Genomic DNA, 13,726 nt, shown 5'->3' on the forward strand with positions numbered 1-13,726 from the left:
TTTTCGTTTAGTACGTATATAGTGGTAAGGACAATATAATGTAAGTAATTTTTGAAAAAAACAATGGTCATTGTGATAGTTGTTAATCCAAAAGAAGGAAGTGGTTTATTGAAAAAATTACTGTTCATTGTTCTCCTATTCGGAAGTGTGTTTATTAGTGGATGCTCTTTTTTAGGGGAGGTAAATAATACAATTGAATACGTCAATGACACTACCGCATACATTAACGAATTAAGTAATTTTGCAGATGACGCACCACAAATGATCCAAAATGCTGTCACAGATCCATCGGTGAAGGAAGAACTGGACAATCAACTACATTTGATTGTGGAGGAAATAGAAACTTTTCAAGCAATCGAACCCCCAGCAATAGCAGAACAAATCCACCAACAAATAGTCGACAATAGCGAAACATTGCTACAACAAATAAACGAAGTACTAAATGCCGGCGAAAACTATATAAATCTATTAGAAAACTCACCAATCTTTGAAACGATAAATAATATGAATAGCTTTTTAAAGACGTTGGAAGAGTTGGGACAATAATTGCTGTATAAGGGATCCTACCGATTTTTATTGGTAGGATTTTCTTGTATTTGCAATGTTTTTCAACTGAATAGAGGGGGTCGTTTTAAAAAAAGGTGGCGGTTGTTCCTCAATAAATGGTCACTTTCCAGAAAAAGCATGAAGTGTTCTCAAAAAACCCGTTCACCTACCCAAAAATCATTTACTCTTTAAAACCTTAATAGGAGAAAAGTAGTATTATTGTTAGATTTTTAAAAATAAATGGTTCAAAGGAAATATTTAGACGATCCTCCTTCTATGAGATAATTTTTATAGGGGGAGTTTATATGAATAATCGAATCAAAATTAGTTTCTTTTTTTTCAGTATTGCGGCTTTCTTATTAGCTACAAAGCATATAACAGCGGCTATTATTAGCTCCAATATTAATACCGAGCGCGTGAATTATTATGAGGGGTCATACGATATTGTTGGCTGGGGAATTACTGCATGGACAATGCTTTCCTTTATCATTGGACTTATTTTCTTTATTCATGGTATTTGGGTCGCCTATATTGTCCAAAACATGCAGCACAATAAACAATGACAACAGAAGGCGAACAGTGAGAGCTGTTCGCTATTTTCATATAAAACGGCTGTTATGATAGGAAATATGCGCGATTTCAATTAAGGTTGGAACCATAACGAGTGCTTGCTTCATATAATAGTAGTAGAATCGGACAATCCGTTAGGAAGGGGGAAATGATATGAAATTGAATACCATCCAAATGGGATTAGGAGCAGCAGGAAGCTTCTTTACATGGTTTTTTGGGGGCTGGGATCTACTTTTACAATATTTGTTACTATTTATGGTACTTGATTATATTACTGGAATTATTAAAGCAGCAATAAAAAAGCAAATTTCGAACCGAATTGGGTTTATCGGACTTGCCAGAAAGGTTGGTGTCCTTGTCATTGTTGCAATTGCTCATGGCCTCGATCGATTGTTTGCAACGAGTGAGGCAAATATATTTGGACTAGACATACCTGTTATTCGGACAATCGTTATTTGGGGATATATTATAAATGAAATTACCTCAATCCTAGAAAATATAAAATTAATCGGAGTCCCACTACCTGCCATTTTACAAAAAATACTCTCCATTATCAAAACAGAAACAGACAATAAAACGATAAAAAAATAAATCGAGAGAGGATGGGACAAAAGTATTTTTATGTAAGAGAATCCGAACAAAGTTAAGTAGGTAAATTCGCTCCGGAAATATACTTCGCTTTCCGCGGGCATGGCCTTAGCCTCCTCCTTCGCTACGCTTCGTGCGGGGTCTTCGGCTCATGCCATTCCCGCAGGAGTCTACGTATATTTCCTCCGCTATCCGAATGATTGTTCGTCTTACATTTAAACATCAATTGTTATGTCCCAGCCTATCTTCAATATGAAAAATGGATTCCAAATAAATTATATTATAGTAATTTTAATTTTGTTAATTATATATTAAAATAAAACATTTCGGTACATTATCCTGCCAAATTATGATATAAATAGTTTTGGAAAAGCAATCAATTAATAGATTGATTGCTTTCCAGACTCTATTATAATCAGGAGGCATGCCGTTAAAAAATACATAGTCCGGATTAGTGTGTCGTTGTTGGAACAGTCATTTGAATAAGGAAAACAAAGATGGAGGGGAAAGAATGAAATACGTTAGGAATAAGATGCTGCTAGTAGTAACGATTTTTGCTATTTTGTTTAGCTACACAATTCCATATGCACAAGTTTCATTTGCAACCGAAGTAGATGCGATAACTGTTGAAGAAGCAATTGCGAACAATAACGGGACAGCAACGGTTACCGGCTATATTGTTGGCTATACACTCGGAGTTAATAATTATGACTTTGAAGCACCATTTAATGGAGATACGAATTTTGCATTAGCAGATAATCCAGATGAAACCGATCCAACGAAAATTTTACCTGTCCAGCTGACAAGTGATTATCGTGCGGAATTCGGTTTAGCTTCGAATCCAGAAATTGTTGGAGAAAAGGTGTTCGTTTCAGGTAATTTAGAGGCATATTTCTCTGTACCAGGATTAAAGAGTCCATCTTCCATCTGGTTTGATGGTGATAATCCTAATCCTCCAGAGGAGGAAAATCCAACTCCACCAGAGGCAGGGTTATCCATCCATGATATTCAAGGGGACAGTCATCATTCACCATATGCTGATGAACAGGTGGAAAATGTTCAAGGAGTAGTAACATTTGTTCAAGATAGTAGAAATTTCTTTATTCAATCATTAAATCCAGATGATAACCCGAACACATCGGAAGGTATATTAGTTTATAAATCCTCCCATGGCGTTGAAGTAGGGGATTTTGTAAATGTCAGTGGAACTGTAAAAGAATGGGTAATTACAAGTAGTAAAATCGATATTGATTTACCTGTTACGGAAATTAATGCATCGAATGTACAAGTATTACAATCTGGTATTGAGCTTCCAGAGCCGATCGTATTGGATGGTCCAACAACGGTTATTGATAATGATAGTTTCGGTGTATTTGACCCAGCGGAAGATGCCCTTGATTATTATGAAACATTAGAAGGAATGCTTGTTGCGGTTGACCATCCAGTAGTTGTTGGTCCGCAAAGCTATGGGGAAATTCCGGTTCTGACAAAAACAGTAGCAAATAAAACGTATACGACAAATGGTGGGGTACTGTTAACAGATGAGACTGCAAATCCAGAACGCATTTTAATTGACGTCTTTAATTATGATTTTGTAACAAAAGTTGGCGATCAATTTGATGGGATGGTAGAAGGTGTACTATCCTTTGATTTCAGTAACTTTAAAGTATATACCGATGAAGATCAGCTTCCGGAATTAATCGAAAGAGAGTATACACCACCTGTGACAACATTAGCTGGTGATGCTGACTCTTTAACAATCGCGACCTACAATATTGAAAATTATCATCATGCTTTAACGGAAAAAACCGCAAAAATTGCTCAATCAATTATTACGAATTTACATGCACCAGATATCATTGGACTTGTCGAAATGCAGGACAATGATGGGGCAACTAATAGCGGTAATGCAGATGCATCCGAAAATTATGAGGCACTTATTACAGCCATTGCAGCAGCAGGTGGTCCAAGCTATGAATGGACAGACATTGCACCGGAATACAATCAGGATGGCGGAGAGCCTGGTGGAAATATTCGTGTAGGCTTCCTATATAATCCTGCACGCGTCCAGCTTGCGGATGGTGAAAAAGGAACTGCAACTGAAGCGGTTGCTTTTGTAGATGGTTCATTAACATTGAACCCAGGTAGAATTGATCCTACAAACGAAGCTTTTGCAGATAGTAGAAAGCCATTAGCTGCCCAATTTACCTTTAATGGTGAAGATATTATTGTTGTCGCAAACCATTTTAATTCGAAAGGTGGCGACCATCCATTAAATGGTATTAATCAACCACCTGTGCTAAGCAGTGAACAGCAACGACTTGCAATTGCTGAAGTTGTCAATGGCTTCGTAAGCGATATTCTTGCTGAGGATCCAGATGCAAATGTCGTTGTTATGGGAGATTTGAATGATTTCCAATTTTCTACTCCGATCGAAGTGTTAAAAGGCGATATTTTAACAGATTTAGTAGAAAATGTTCCGTTAGCGGAACGTTATTCCTATAACTACGAAGGAAATTCACAAGTGTTAGACCATATTTTAGCAACTAATTCGTTAGCTACAAATGCAGAAATAGAAATGCTTCATTTAAATGCGGATTACATGGAAGCACACGGTAGAGCATCCGACCATGACCCAGTGGTAGCACAATTTAATTTGGCTGAAGCTCCAGCAGAAGAGGAAGATTTCGAATTAACGATTATGCATACAAATGATTCCCATGCACGTGTTGAACAATTCCCAATTTTAGCGAATGCAGTGGAACAGGTTCGTGCAGAAAGTGAAAATAGTTTGCTGCTAAATGCTGGCGATGTTTTCACAGGAACATTGTATTTCACTTTATATCAAGGCTTAGCAGATGAATATTTCATGAATGCTATTGGCTTTGATGCGATGACCTTTGGAAATCATGAATTTGATAAAGGATCAGATGTGCTTGAGAACTTTGTCAATGGAGCAGAGTTTCCATTTGTCAGTGCCAATGTTGATTTTTCTGCGGATGAATTTTTAGCAGATAATGTGGTGGATGAAATTGGCAATCCAGGAGAAAACGGCAAAATTTATCCAGCAATCATTAAGGAAATCGACGGTGAACAAGTAGGTATTTTCGGGCTTACAACGGAAACAACTCCTACAAGCTCCAGCCCTAGTGAGGATATAATCTTTGAAGATGCAGTAGAAAAATCGAATCAAACAATTGCGATGCTAGAAGCGCAAGGAATAAATAAAATTATTGCACTATCCCATTTAGGCTATGATGTTGATTTAGAACTAGCACAACAAGTAGACGGTATTGACGTCATCGTAGGTGGTCACACCCATACAGTATTACCAGAAGGTGTCGTTATTGAGAAGGAAGAGCCTACGGTTATCGTTCAAACTGGAGAAAATTTAAATAATTTAGGAAAACTTGCGGTTACCTTTGATGAAAATGGGGTAATAACAGAGCATTCCGCATCACTATTAGCACTTACAGAGGAAGCGTTTGGCAAAAATGAGGAATTAGAAGCAAAAGTACAGGAATATCGTGCTGCAATTGATGAGCTCATGAATTTGGAAATCGGTGAAACAACTGTACCATTGAATGGTGAAAGAGCAGATGTCCGGACGAAAGAAACGAATTTAGGAAACTTAATTGCTGACGGCATGGTTTGGAAGGTCCAACAATTCATTCCGGAAACAACTATTGCTTTCCAAAATGGTGGTGGGGTACGCGCATCAATTGATGAAGGAACCATTACAATGGGTGAAATCCAAACAGTACTTCCGTTTGCTAATACATTAGTTGCCATTGAGCTTTCTGGAGAAGAAATTTGGGAGGCATTAGAGCATAGTGTTAGCGAATATCCAGAGCAAAGCGGTGGATTCTTCCAGGTTTCTGGTTTGAAATTCAAATTCGATCCAGAAAAACCAGCAGGAGAACGCGTTTGGTCTGTTGAAGTAAAAACAGCAGATGGCGGATATGAACCAATTAACTTAGAGGAATTTTATTCTGTAGCAACAAACTCCTTTACTGCTATGGGGGGAGATGGCTACGAATCACTGAAAAATGCTTATGAGGATGGCCGGATGACGAATATCGATATTCCGGATTTTGAAGCATTTAGTGAATATTTAGAGCAATTCAGTCCAGTAGCACCAGCCGTTGAAGGTAGAATCATTGCAGCGGCTGAAGGCAGTGAAGATCCTGATAATGGTGAACAACCTGGAGACGGTAATGACCCAGGAAATGGAGAAGACCCAGGTGACGGAGATCAACCAGTAGACAATCAACAACCAGAAGACAACGAAACTCCAACAAATGGTGATCAAACAGAGGATGGAGCTGAATCGGGAACAAATCAACCTGGTAATCAGCTTCCAAACACTGCAACAAACAATGGAAATCTACTCGCACTTGGTTTGTTATTGATTATCGGTTCCTCTGTAACCATTGTTTACTTTAGAAAAAGCAAAAAAGCATTGCGATAGTATTGTATAAGTATAATAGAGGACTACCTAATGATGGCTACAAACGTCTTTTAGGTAGTCCTTTTACACTTTGTTTGGAAGAACTTACATTAACAGATTCGGGCATATGTATGATATGATAAACAGTCAGTGCAAATAAAGATTATTTTTGCCTGATAGGTACCAATATGGTAAAGTTAATAAAACAATATTTTTTATTATAATTTTTTATGGAGTGTGAAATTTTTTGGCTGACGTGCCCATAGGATTGATAATTCTGTTAGTGGTATTAATTATTTTATCTGCATTCTTCTCGTCTGCAGAAACTGCATTTTCTAGTGTGAATCGTGTACGATTAAGAAATTATGCAAGTGAAAACAAACCAGGAAGTAAAAAGGCTTTATCTATATCGAATAATTTCGATAATGCAATATCTACCATACTAGTTGGTAATAATCTGGTAAATATTTCTGCCTCTAGTATTGCAACAGCGATTGCAACCAATATTTTTGGTGCAAGTACGGGATTAATCATTAGTACTTTTGGTATGACGTTAATTATTTTAACCTTCGGGGAGATTTTACCGAAATCAATGGCAAAGGAAAATGCGGAAGTATACGCCTTAAAAATATCTGGCATTTTATTTCTTTTAATTAAATGCTTAACACCAATTAACTTCTTCTTTACGAAATTAAAGGATCTTGTTTCAAAAATGTATAAGAATAAGGAAGCGGTACCAAGTGTTACGGAAGATGAAATAAAAGTAATGGTGGATATTAGTGAAGAGGAAGGCGTCATTAATAAAAATGAAAAAGAATTAATTCATCGTTCCTTAGAGTTTAATGAAATTATTGTGAGCGAGATTTTAACCCATAGATTAGATATAGTTGCGATTGAGGTGAATACCCCTGTAGAAGAAGTAAAACAACTTCTTCTTGAGGAACGCTATTCACGGATTCCAGTATATGAAGACAATATAGATAATATTATTGGCTTCTTATCGGAACGAGAATTTTTCGCGGAAATTATGAAAAATAATGAAGTAAATATTCGGGACATATTACGCCAACCAATTTTTGTTGTGAAATCGATGAAAATTGCTTCAATCTTGCCAGAACTGCAGCGAACGAAAAGCCATATGGCAATCGTTAATGATGAATTTGGTGGAACTGCTGGATTGATTACAATGGAGGATATTCTTGAGGAGCTCGTTGGGGAAATTTGGGATGAGCATGATGAAAAAGTATTTCTAATGAAAAAATTAGATGAGAATACGTATGAATTTGATGCGCAAATCCATATCGAAGATTTCGCAGAGGTGTTACAAATAACAGACCCAGAATCATCGTATTATAATGTTGGTGGCTGGATATTTGAAAAATTAGCAAGAGTACCGAAACAAGGTGAGATTATTCAGTTTGATCATTTGAAAATCACCATCCTTGAGGTTGATAATAACCGCCTGCAGCGGGTGAAGGTAGAAAAGCAGGCTATGGAAAATAGCGAAACAGAGCAAGTGGATGATTAATTTAAACAGGGTGCCAAATGAATGGCACCCTGTTTTTTCTTTTCATTAAAGCTTTTTATTTTTGGCTCTTTTTTCCGCAGCCTCTGAACGTGCTACAGCTTCACGATCCTGAAGATCTGCTAATTCTTCGGAATATTCGACGTCAATACCGTCTGATTTCATATTCTTTGGAGTTTGTGGTAATGTCGCCTTATTATCCGGATTTTTTTTACGTTTTGCCATGATTCTATCTCCTTTCCAGTCGGAAATAAGAGGAAGCATGTCCGTTTCCTCCTCGTTAGATTTCGCAATTTAATCGAACCTATGCGAGGGAAGAATTAGTAGAAAATGCGAGTCTCAAAAGGTTTGTTATTCTTTGTAGCCACCCGCACGATTTGCTCGTTTAAAATCGCGTCCATAAATAACTTCCTGCGCCTTTTTTAATGAATTTTTCATTTTATCACGTTTTTTTCTATCCATCGTTAAGCACCTCACCTTTTAAGATAGTTTTATTTTTCCCATCCAAGAAAAGGGAAATACATGAAAGATGAAAAAAGCTGTTATCCTTACAAAATTTTTCATTTATGATAAATTAAAGGAAAGAATTAATTTTAACGAACAATGCGAGGTGATAGTTCTGCCTGTTATAAAGAAAATTACAGTACAAAAGAAAAACAAGGAACGGTACAATATTTTTTTTGAAAATGGTAATGAAGAAGCATATGCCTTTAGTGTGAGTGAAGATGTCTTATTAAAGCACCAATTAATGAAAGGGAAGGAACTATCCGAAGCGGATATGCAGGAGATTTTTTTCCGTGAAGAAATTCAAAAGGCATACAATCAAGCGATTAATTTCCTTTCGTACCGGATGCGTTCCGAAAAAGAGGTGTATCAGCATGTTACGGAAAAAGGCTATTCGATTGATATCGTTAAGGAAGTTATCGTGCGTTTGAAAAATAACCAGTTCATTAATGACCGAGAATTTGCTATGAGCTTTGTGAGAACACAAATCAATACAGGGGATAAAGGGCCAAAAGTTATCAATGGTGTCTTAAAGGAAAAAGGCATAAACGTGGAAATCATTGAAGAGGCAGTTTCGTTATTTTCACCAGAGCTTCAGCTGGAAAAGGCAGAGAAGCTTTGTAGAAAATGGATCCAAAAAAAGAAGCAATCGTCCCTGCCAAAATTAAAGCTTGATTTGCAAGCTATGCTTGTAAGAAAGGGATATGTAGGTGGAATTGCTAATCAGGCAATTGGCATTGCTTTAGAAGATGTTGATGAGGATCAGGAATGGAATGCCATTGTTGTTCAAGGCGAGAAGGCATGGAATAAATACCATCTTCAAGAGAATGGAGCGAGAAGACTAAAGGTAAAGCAATTTTTATTCCGAAAAGGGTTTCCACTCGAGCTAATTGATCGATTTTTAGCAGAAAAGCAATCAGAGAATTTCTAAAAAAATACTTGAACAAATAACCAAAAATAAACAATAAACGAATGAAGGGGAAGCAAAGTTTATGACGGAAAAACGCTATAGTCAAATGACCGAGTATGAGCTTAAACAAGAAATCGCATCATTACGAGAAAAGGCACGGAAGGCGGAGCAGCTAGGAATTGTGAATGAATACGCTGTGTTAGAGCGCAAAGCATTAATGGCCTCTGCGTATTTACTAAATCCTAAAGATTTCAAGCGTGGCGAAATTTATCGATTAAAGGGAGAAGACAACACCTATTTCCGTGTGGACTATTTAAAAGGTGTTTTTGCATGGGGGTATCGTTTAAATGGAGAGTCACATGAAGAAGGTATTCCAATTTCACTTTTGGAGCTACCAAAATAAGAGAGAAAAGATCCAGCACTAGCACTGGATCTTTCTTCATCTTATTCTTCTCTTTGACTAGACGCTTTCATTCGTTCCTGTGGATGGGTGTTAGTCGTACCATCAGCACGTTTCGAAGCATATTTTGCTTGTGCCCGTGGCATTCCCTCTAATTTTATATCCTTCTGATTCGGAAAGTTGCTATCTTTATTGCGAACCATGCTATTCCCTCCTCAAAAAAAGAAGTACGCATCTGCTGCGCACTTCTAGTATTTGTGGTTTACTGGTGAATATTACTTTCCTTATATTGGTAAGAAAAAATCAGAGATAATATGCTATAATTGACATTTAATTTGGAATAATTTCCAGCTTCTTACGTAATTTTTTCTTATTATAAATCCAACCTGTATAGGAAGATAATATGTTTAAATCATGATCTAATTGGACAATTGCCACGAATGGATAATGTCCATTACTACGGTACCGTAAATCAATAAAACGAACTTCAATATAGCGACTTCCTTCTTCTACTTCCCACCGATAAACTGGTGAAAATGATAAAAAGGCAGAAATATTTTTGTCCTGCTTTGCTGCATCCATGATCGCATTATCTGGAAGTGGGATTCGTTTGTATTCATCCAATAAAACGACATCATTGCGATAAGCACGGGCTACATAAAACATATCCTTGGCAATGATCGCTACCCGCCATTGGAAAAATTTAACTGTAGGACTTAAAATGATATCCTCCGTATTCGGAATTTGTTGTTTTACAATTTCGCATATTGAATTTCGGAGATAATAACGGTACAAATAATAGCCAATTAATAGTACATATACAATTGGAAAAATAATTCGCGGGTCTGCACCAGCAAGCCAGCAAATGATACCTATCACATGAAGTGCAAAAATCACTGGATCAAAGGTGTTAATCCAGCCTAAAGCAACCCATTTATTCGAAAACGGACGAAGTGCCTGGGTGCCATATGCATTAAAAATATCGACAAATACATGGATGAACACAGCGATAAAGGTCCATAACCATAGATGGAATAAATTTGCTGCAGGAAACAAGGGGTACAAAAAAGCTAAAATCAACAACGGCCATAAAAAAACAGCAGGAATGGAATGGGTAATGCCACGGTGATTACGAATATAGACCGCATTATTTCTAAGCTTTAAAACAGTATCTATATCGGGAATTTGCGAACCTATAATGGTGGCAATCAACACACTATGCGCGGTTGCTGTACTGCTATAAACGACCGGATCAATAGTGGCTAATCCACCTAGGGCAATACCCATTACAACATGTGTACCAGTATCCACAATTTGAACCTCCGTATTACAATTTCGATAGAAGCTTTTAACAATCTAGTATAAACTTATATATATGTAACAGTTTATAATTAGGATTGTACAAAAACAACAAATTATATTAATAATATACCCAATTTTAAGTTTATCATGCTGGAGGAAGTACATTGAACGAAAGAATTGAAACATTAGTGAAAGATTTTCCGATTCAAGCGTTTCAAACAGCACTTATCGATTGGTTCCAATCCGAAAAGCGCGATTTACCTTGGCGGAAAAATAGGGATCCATATAAAGTATGGGTTTCTGAAATTATGCTCCAACAAACAAAGGTTGATACCGTTATACCGTATTTTCATCGGTTTATCGATAAATTTCCGACAATAGAAGCATTAGCGAATGCAGATGAACAGGATTTATTAAAGGTGTGGGAAGGTTTAGGCTATTATTCGCGAGCTCGAAATTTACAAACCGCAGTACGTGAAGTACAAGCTAGCTACGGCGGTAAAGTACCAATGTCGAAAGAAGAATTCGGAAAATTAAAGGGAGTCGGTCCATATACAACAGGTGCCGTATTAAGTATAGCGTACGGAATCCCTGAGCCAGCAGTTGATGGAAATGTCATGCGTGTGCTCTCCAGAATTTTTTGCTTAAGTGACGATATTGCAAAAGTAAAAACGCGAACTTTTATAGAAGGAATTACAAGAGAAATTATTTCTGAGGAAGATCCTTCCAGCTTCAATCAAGGATTGATGGAGCTCGGGGCAATGATTTGTAAACCAGGAACGCCAGCCTGTCTATTATGCCCTGTCCGGGAATTTTGCCAGGCATATGCTGAAGGAAAGCAGTCCGATTTACCGATAAAATCTAAAGCGAAAAAAGGCAACACCGTGCACCTAACCGCAGCAGTACTTCTTGATTCTGACAACCGTATAATAATTTGCAAACGACCGGAAAATGGATTACTAGCCAATTTATGGGAGTTCCCAAACGAGGTAGCAGTAAAAAACGGACCAAAAAATTTACTAAGTAGCTTTGAAACCGAACTAGCAACAAAGCATGGAATCCAAACACACGTAGAATCCCCACTTTGTACGATAGAGCATGTATTTTCTCATTTGAAGTGGAATATTCAAGTGTATGTCGGTAAGGTAGAGGGAACCATTGAAGAAACAAATGAGCTAAAAGCAGTAGCAATTGAAGAGGTAACCGACTATCCAATGCCAGTATCACATCAGAAAATATGGAAGAATTATTTGGATGGTAGAGTAACTGGGAGATGAATAGGGATTTTTCGGAGTATCTCGCGTAATTTTTATGGAAAATGAAGCGGGAATTTCGGGAATCCCCGCTGATTTTTCTGGAAGTGAGGGGAATTTTTCGGGAAAATAGCAAGCAATTTCTTGGAAGTAAAGCAAAAAATTCGGGAATCTACCAGAATTTTTCAAGAAAGTGCAGATGATATTTCGGGAACAAGATAAGTAATTTCTCGAAGGTGCATCTTCATACAAAAAATACACCCCACCTTGTGAATTATATCAAAACTCTCAATCATGCACCGTCTCTGTCCCATGCGTATAATCTGCTTCCAGCCTTCTTAATCCGCCACGGGATTCGATTTCACTAATAATTTCTCGATAAATCGTTTGTCCTTCCTGATTTAAATACGGAAGTATTTGTTGAAAGGAATGCTGGAAATGTGCTAATTCACTACTTCTCCATTCGTTCATCGAAAGCATTGTTAATTCCGTCATATCTCTACCTACATACATTGCAAACACCTCTTTTTTCCTTAGTTTTTATTTGTGGTGAGAAAAATATACGAACGGGTAGACAGGAGCTTCGACAAATTTTTACAAATTTCTTTTTAATTTTTTGGATAGTTTCTTATCATTCTGGTTACATTAATTCCAGTGGAGGTGATAACAAATGGCTAAACAAAACAAAACTTCAGCTGGTACTAATGTACAAAACGTAAGACAACAAAATGCACAATCTGCACAAGGTTCACAAGGCCAATTCGGTACTGAGTTTGGTAGTGAAACTGATGTACAATCAGTGCGCAAAGCTAATCAAAAAGCTGAATCTAATAAACAAAAAAATTCTTAATACTTAATGAGCTAGAAACAACGACTACACGAGGCGCTTCTGTAATGGGGGCGCCTTTTTACTTTTTCATCCACAAGAAAAATAATCTCTCCAGAAAATAACAGGTCTTTTGTTTTAAAATCCTCTATGAAACGTTATAATAAAAAAATAAACAATGATACGTATATAATGTTTGGAATAAAAAATAGGACAAACCTCTTTGGTAAATAGAAAGTAGGGATTTAAAAATGGGTATACCCATGGAAGGAGAAACCATCCAAATACACAGTTATAAGCATGATGGGCATATACACCGTGTATGGGAGGAAACGACTGTATTAAAAGGTACGAAATCAATTGTTATAGGAGGGAATGATCGAACAACTGTTACGGAATCGGATGGTAGGACGTGGATTACAAGAGAGCCTGCTATTTGCTATTTTCACTCACAGCATTGGTTTAACATTATCGGTATGCTACGTGAGGACGGAATTCATTATTACTGTAATTTAAGCTCACCATTTGTGGTAGATGATGAAGCATTAAAATATATTGATTATGATTTGGATATTAAAGTATTTCCAGATATGACCTTCGTCATTTTAGATGAGGATGAATATGAAGAGCATCGTCAATTAATGGGCTATCCAGATGTAATTGACAAAATATTAAAGGCAAATATGGATAAATTAATCAAATGGATTCGTCAAAAGAAAGGTCCATTTGCACCAGACTTTATTGATACTTGGTATGAAAGATATTTAACGTATCGGAACTTTTAATAATCATTAGGATAAATTTTCCATCCGTTTGTGTAGTGAAACGATTACATATGAAGCCTGTTGCTAA

General features: G+C 37.0%; 15 protein-coding genes. 10 read left to right on the top strand and 5 right to left on the bottom strand.

The genetic code is table 11. The features are described from left to right. Positions 1–51 precede the first annotated feature (51 nt). The 5 genes from OEV98_RS13890 to OEV98_RS13910 all read left to right on the top strand — a co-directional run bounded on the left by OEV98_RS13890 (position 52) and on the right by OEV98_RS13910 (position 7,682). Complete coding sequence (locus OEV98_RS13890; protein WP_263073935.1) at positions 52–546, top strand: DUF6376 family protein; 495 nt, start codon at positions 52–54, stop codon at positions 544–546. Between the two features lie 305 nt (positions 547–851). After that, the gene (locus OEV98_RS13895; RefSeq protein ID WP_263073936.1) at positions 852–1,109 is read left to right on the top strand and encodes a hypothetical protein; all 258 of its coding nucleotides are present in this window, start codon (positions 852–854) and stop codon (positions 1,107–1,109) included. A gap of 160 nt (positions 1,110–1,269) precedes the next feature. Further along, on the top strand, positions 1,270–1,707 hold the full coding sequence (locus OEV98_RS13900; RefSeq protein WP_263073937.1) for a phage holin family protein: 438 nt from the start codon (positions 1,270–1,272) through the stop codon (positions 1,705–1,707). Positions 1,708–2,215: 508 nt separating this feature from the next. Continuing rightward, entirely contained in the window at positions 2,216–6,175 is a 3,960-nt protein-coding gene (locus tag OEV98_RS13905) for a 5'-nucleotidase C-terminal domain-containing protein (protein WP_263073938.1), read from the top strand. A gap of 226 nt (positions 6,176–6,401) precedes the next feature. After that, a complete protein-coding gene (locus OEV98_RS13910; RefSeq protein WP_263073939.1) occupies positions 6,402–7,682 on the top strand; it encodes a hemolysin family protein in 1,281 nt (426 codons plus the stop codon). A gap of 45 nt (positions 7,683–7,727) precedes the next feature. Here the strand turns inward: OEV98_RS13910 and OEV98_RS13915 are convergent, their stop codons facing one another. Both OEV98_RS13915 and OEV98_RS13920 read right to left on the bottom strand, forming a co-directional pair. Next, positions 7,728–7,904, bottom strand: a complete 177-nt coding sequence (locus OEV98_RS13915; protein ID WP_263073940.1) for a YfhD family protein — start codon at positions 7,902–7,904, stop codon at positions 7,728–7,730. Positions 7,905–8,030: 126 nt separating this feature from the next. After that, positions 8,031–8,141, bottom strand: a complete 111-nt coding sequence (locus OEV98_RS13920) for a YfhE family protein (RefSeq protein WP_263073941.1) — start codon at positions 8,139–8,141, stop codon at positions 8,031–8,033. Positions 8,142–8,208: 67 nt separating this feature from the next. On the opposite strand from OEV98_RS13920, the gene recX reads away from it, so the two are divergent. Both recX and OEV98_RS13930 read left to right on the top strand, forming a co-directional pair. Continuing rightward, positions 8,209–9,114: a recombination regulator RecX gene (recX, locus tag OEV98_RS13925; protein WP_263073942.1), complete on the top strand. Its 906-nt coding sequence runs from the start codon at positions 8,209–8,211 to the stop codon at positions 9,112–9,114. Between the two features lie 61 nt (positions 9,115–9,175). Continuing rightward, a complete protein-coding gene (locus tag OEV98_RS13930; RefSeq protein ID WP_263073943.1) occupies positions 9,176–9,496 on the top strand; it encodes a YfhH family protein in 321 nt (106 codons plus the stop codon). Positions 9,497–9,537: 41 nt separating this feature from the next. On the opposite strand, the gene OEV98_RS13935 is transcribed toward OEV98_RS13930, so the two are convergent. Together OEV98_RS13935 and OEV98_RS13940 are read right to left on the bottom strand one after the other, a co-directional pair. Then, positions 9,538–9,696 carry a small, acid-soluble spore protein K gene (locus OEV98_RS13935; protein ID WP_263073944.1) on the bottom strand — a complete coding sequence of 53 codons (159 nt, stop codon included), beginning with the start codon at positions 9,694–9,696 and terminating at the stop codon, positions 9,538–9,540. 127 nt (positions 9,697–9,823) lie between these two features. Next, on the bottom strand, positions 9,824–10,804 hold the full coding sequence (locus OEV98_RS13940; protein WP_263073945.1) for a metal-dependent hydrolase: 981 nt from the start codon (positions 10,802–10,804) through the stop codon (positions 9,824–9,826). A gap of 155 nt (positions 10,805–10,959) precedes the next feature. Here OEV98_RS13940 and mutY point away from each other — a divergent pair, with 155 nt between their 5' ends. Continuing rightward, positions 10,960–12,072: an A/G-specific adenine glycosylase gene (gene mutY, locus OEV98_RS13945; RefSeq protein WP_263073946.1), complete on the top strand. Its 1,113-nt coding sequence runs from the start codon at positions 10,960–10,962 to the stop codon at positions 12,070–12,072. A 264-nt stretch (positions 12,073–12,336) separates the two neighbouring features. Here mutY and OEV98_RS13950 read toward each other — a convergent pair whose 3' ends face one another. Next, positions 12,337–12,561 (bottom strand): hypothetical protein, encoded by a 225-nt coding sequence (locus OEV98_RS13950; RefSeq protein ID WP_263073947.1) that lies wholly within the window; start codon positions 12,559–12,561, stop codon positions 12,337–12,339. Between the two features lie 157 nt (positions 12,562–12,718). On the opposite strand from OEV98_RS13950, the gene OEV98_RS13955 reads away from it, so the two are divergent. After that, the gene (locus OEV98_RS13955; protein ID WP_263073948.1) at positions 12,719–12,898 is read left to right on the top strand and encodes a gamma-type small acid-soluble spore protein; all 180 of its coding nucleotides are present in this window, start codon (positions 12,719–12,721) and stop codon (positions 12,896–12,898) included. Between the two features lie 227 nt (positions 12,899–13,125). After that, complete coding sequence (gene ntdP, locus OEV98_RS13960) at positions 13,126–13,659, top strand: nucleoside tri-diphosphate phosphatase (RefSeq protein WP_263073949.1); 534 nt, start codon at positions 13,126–13,128, stop codon at positions 13,657–13,659. Positions 13,660–13,726: the final 67 nt, after the last annotated feature.

Source organism: Perspicuibacillus lycopersici (genome assembly GCF_025660475.1).
GTDB classification, from domain to species: domain Bacteria; phylum Bacillota; class Bacilli; order Bacillales; family Caldibacillaceae; genus Perspicuibacillus; species Perspicuibacillus lycopersici.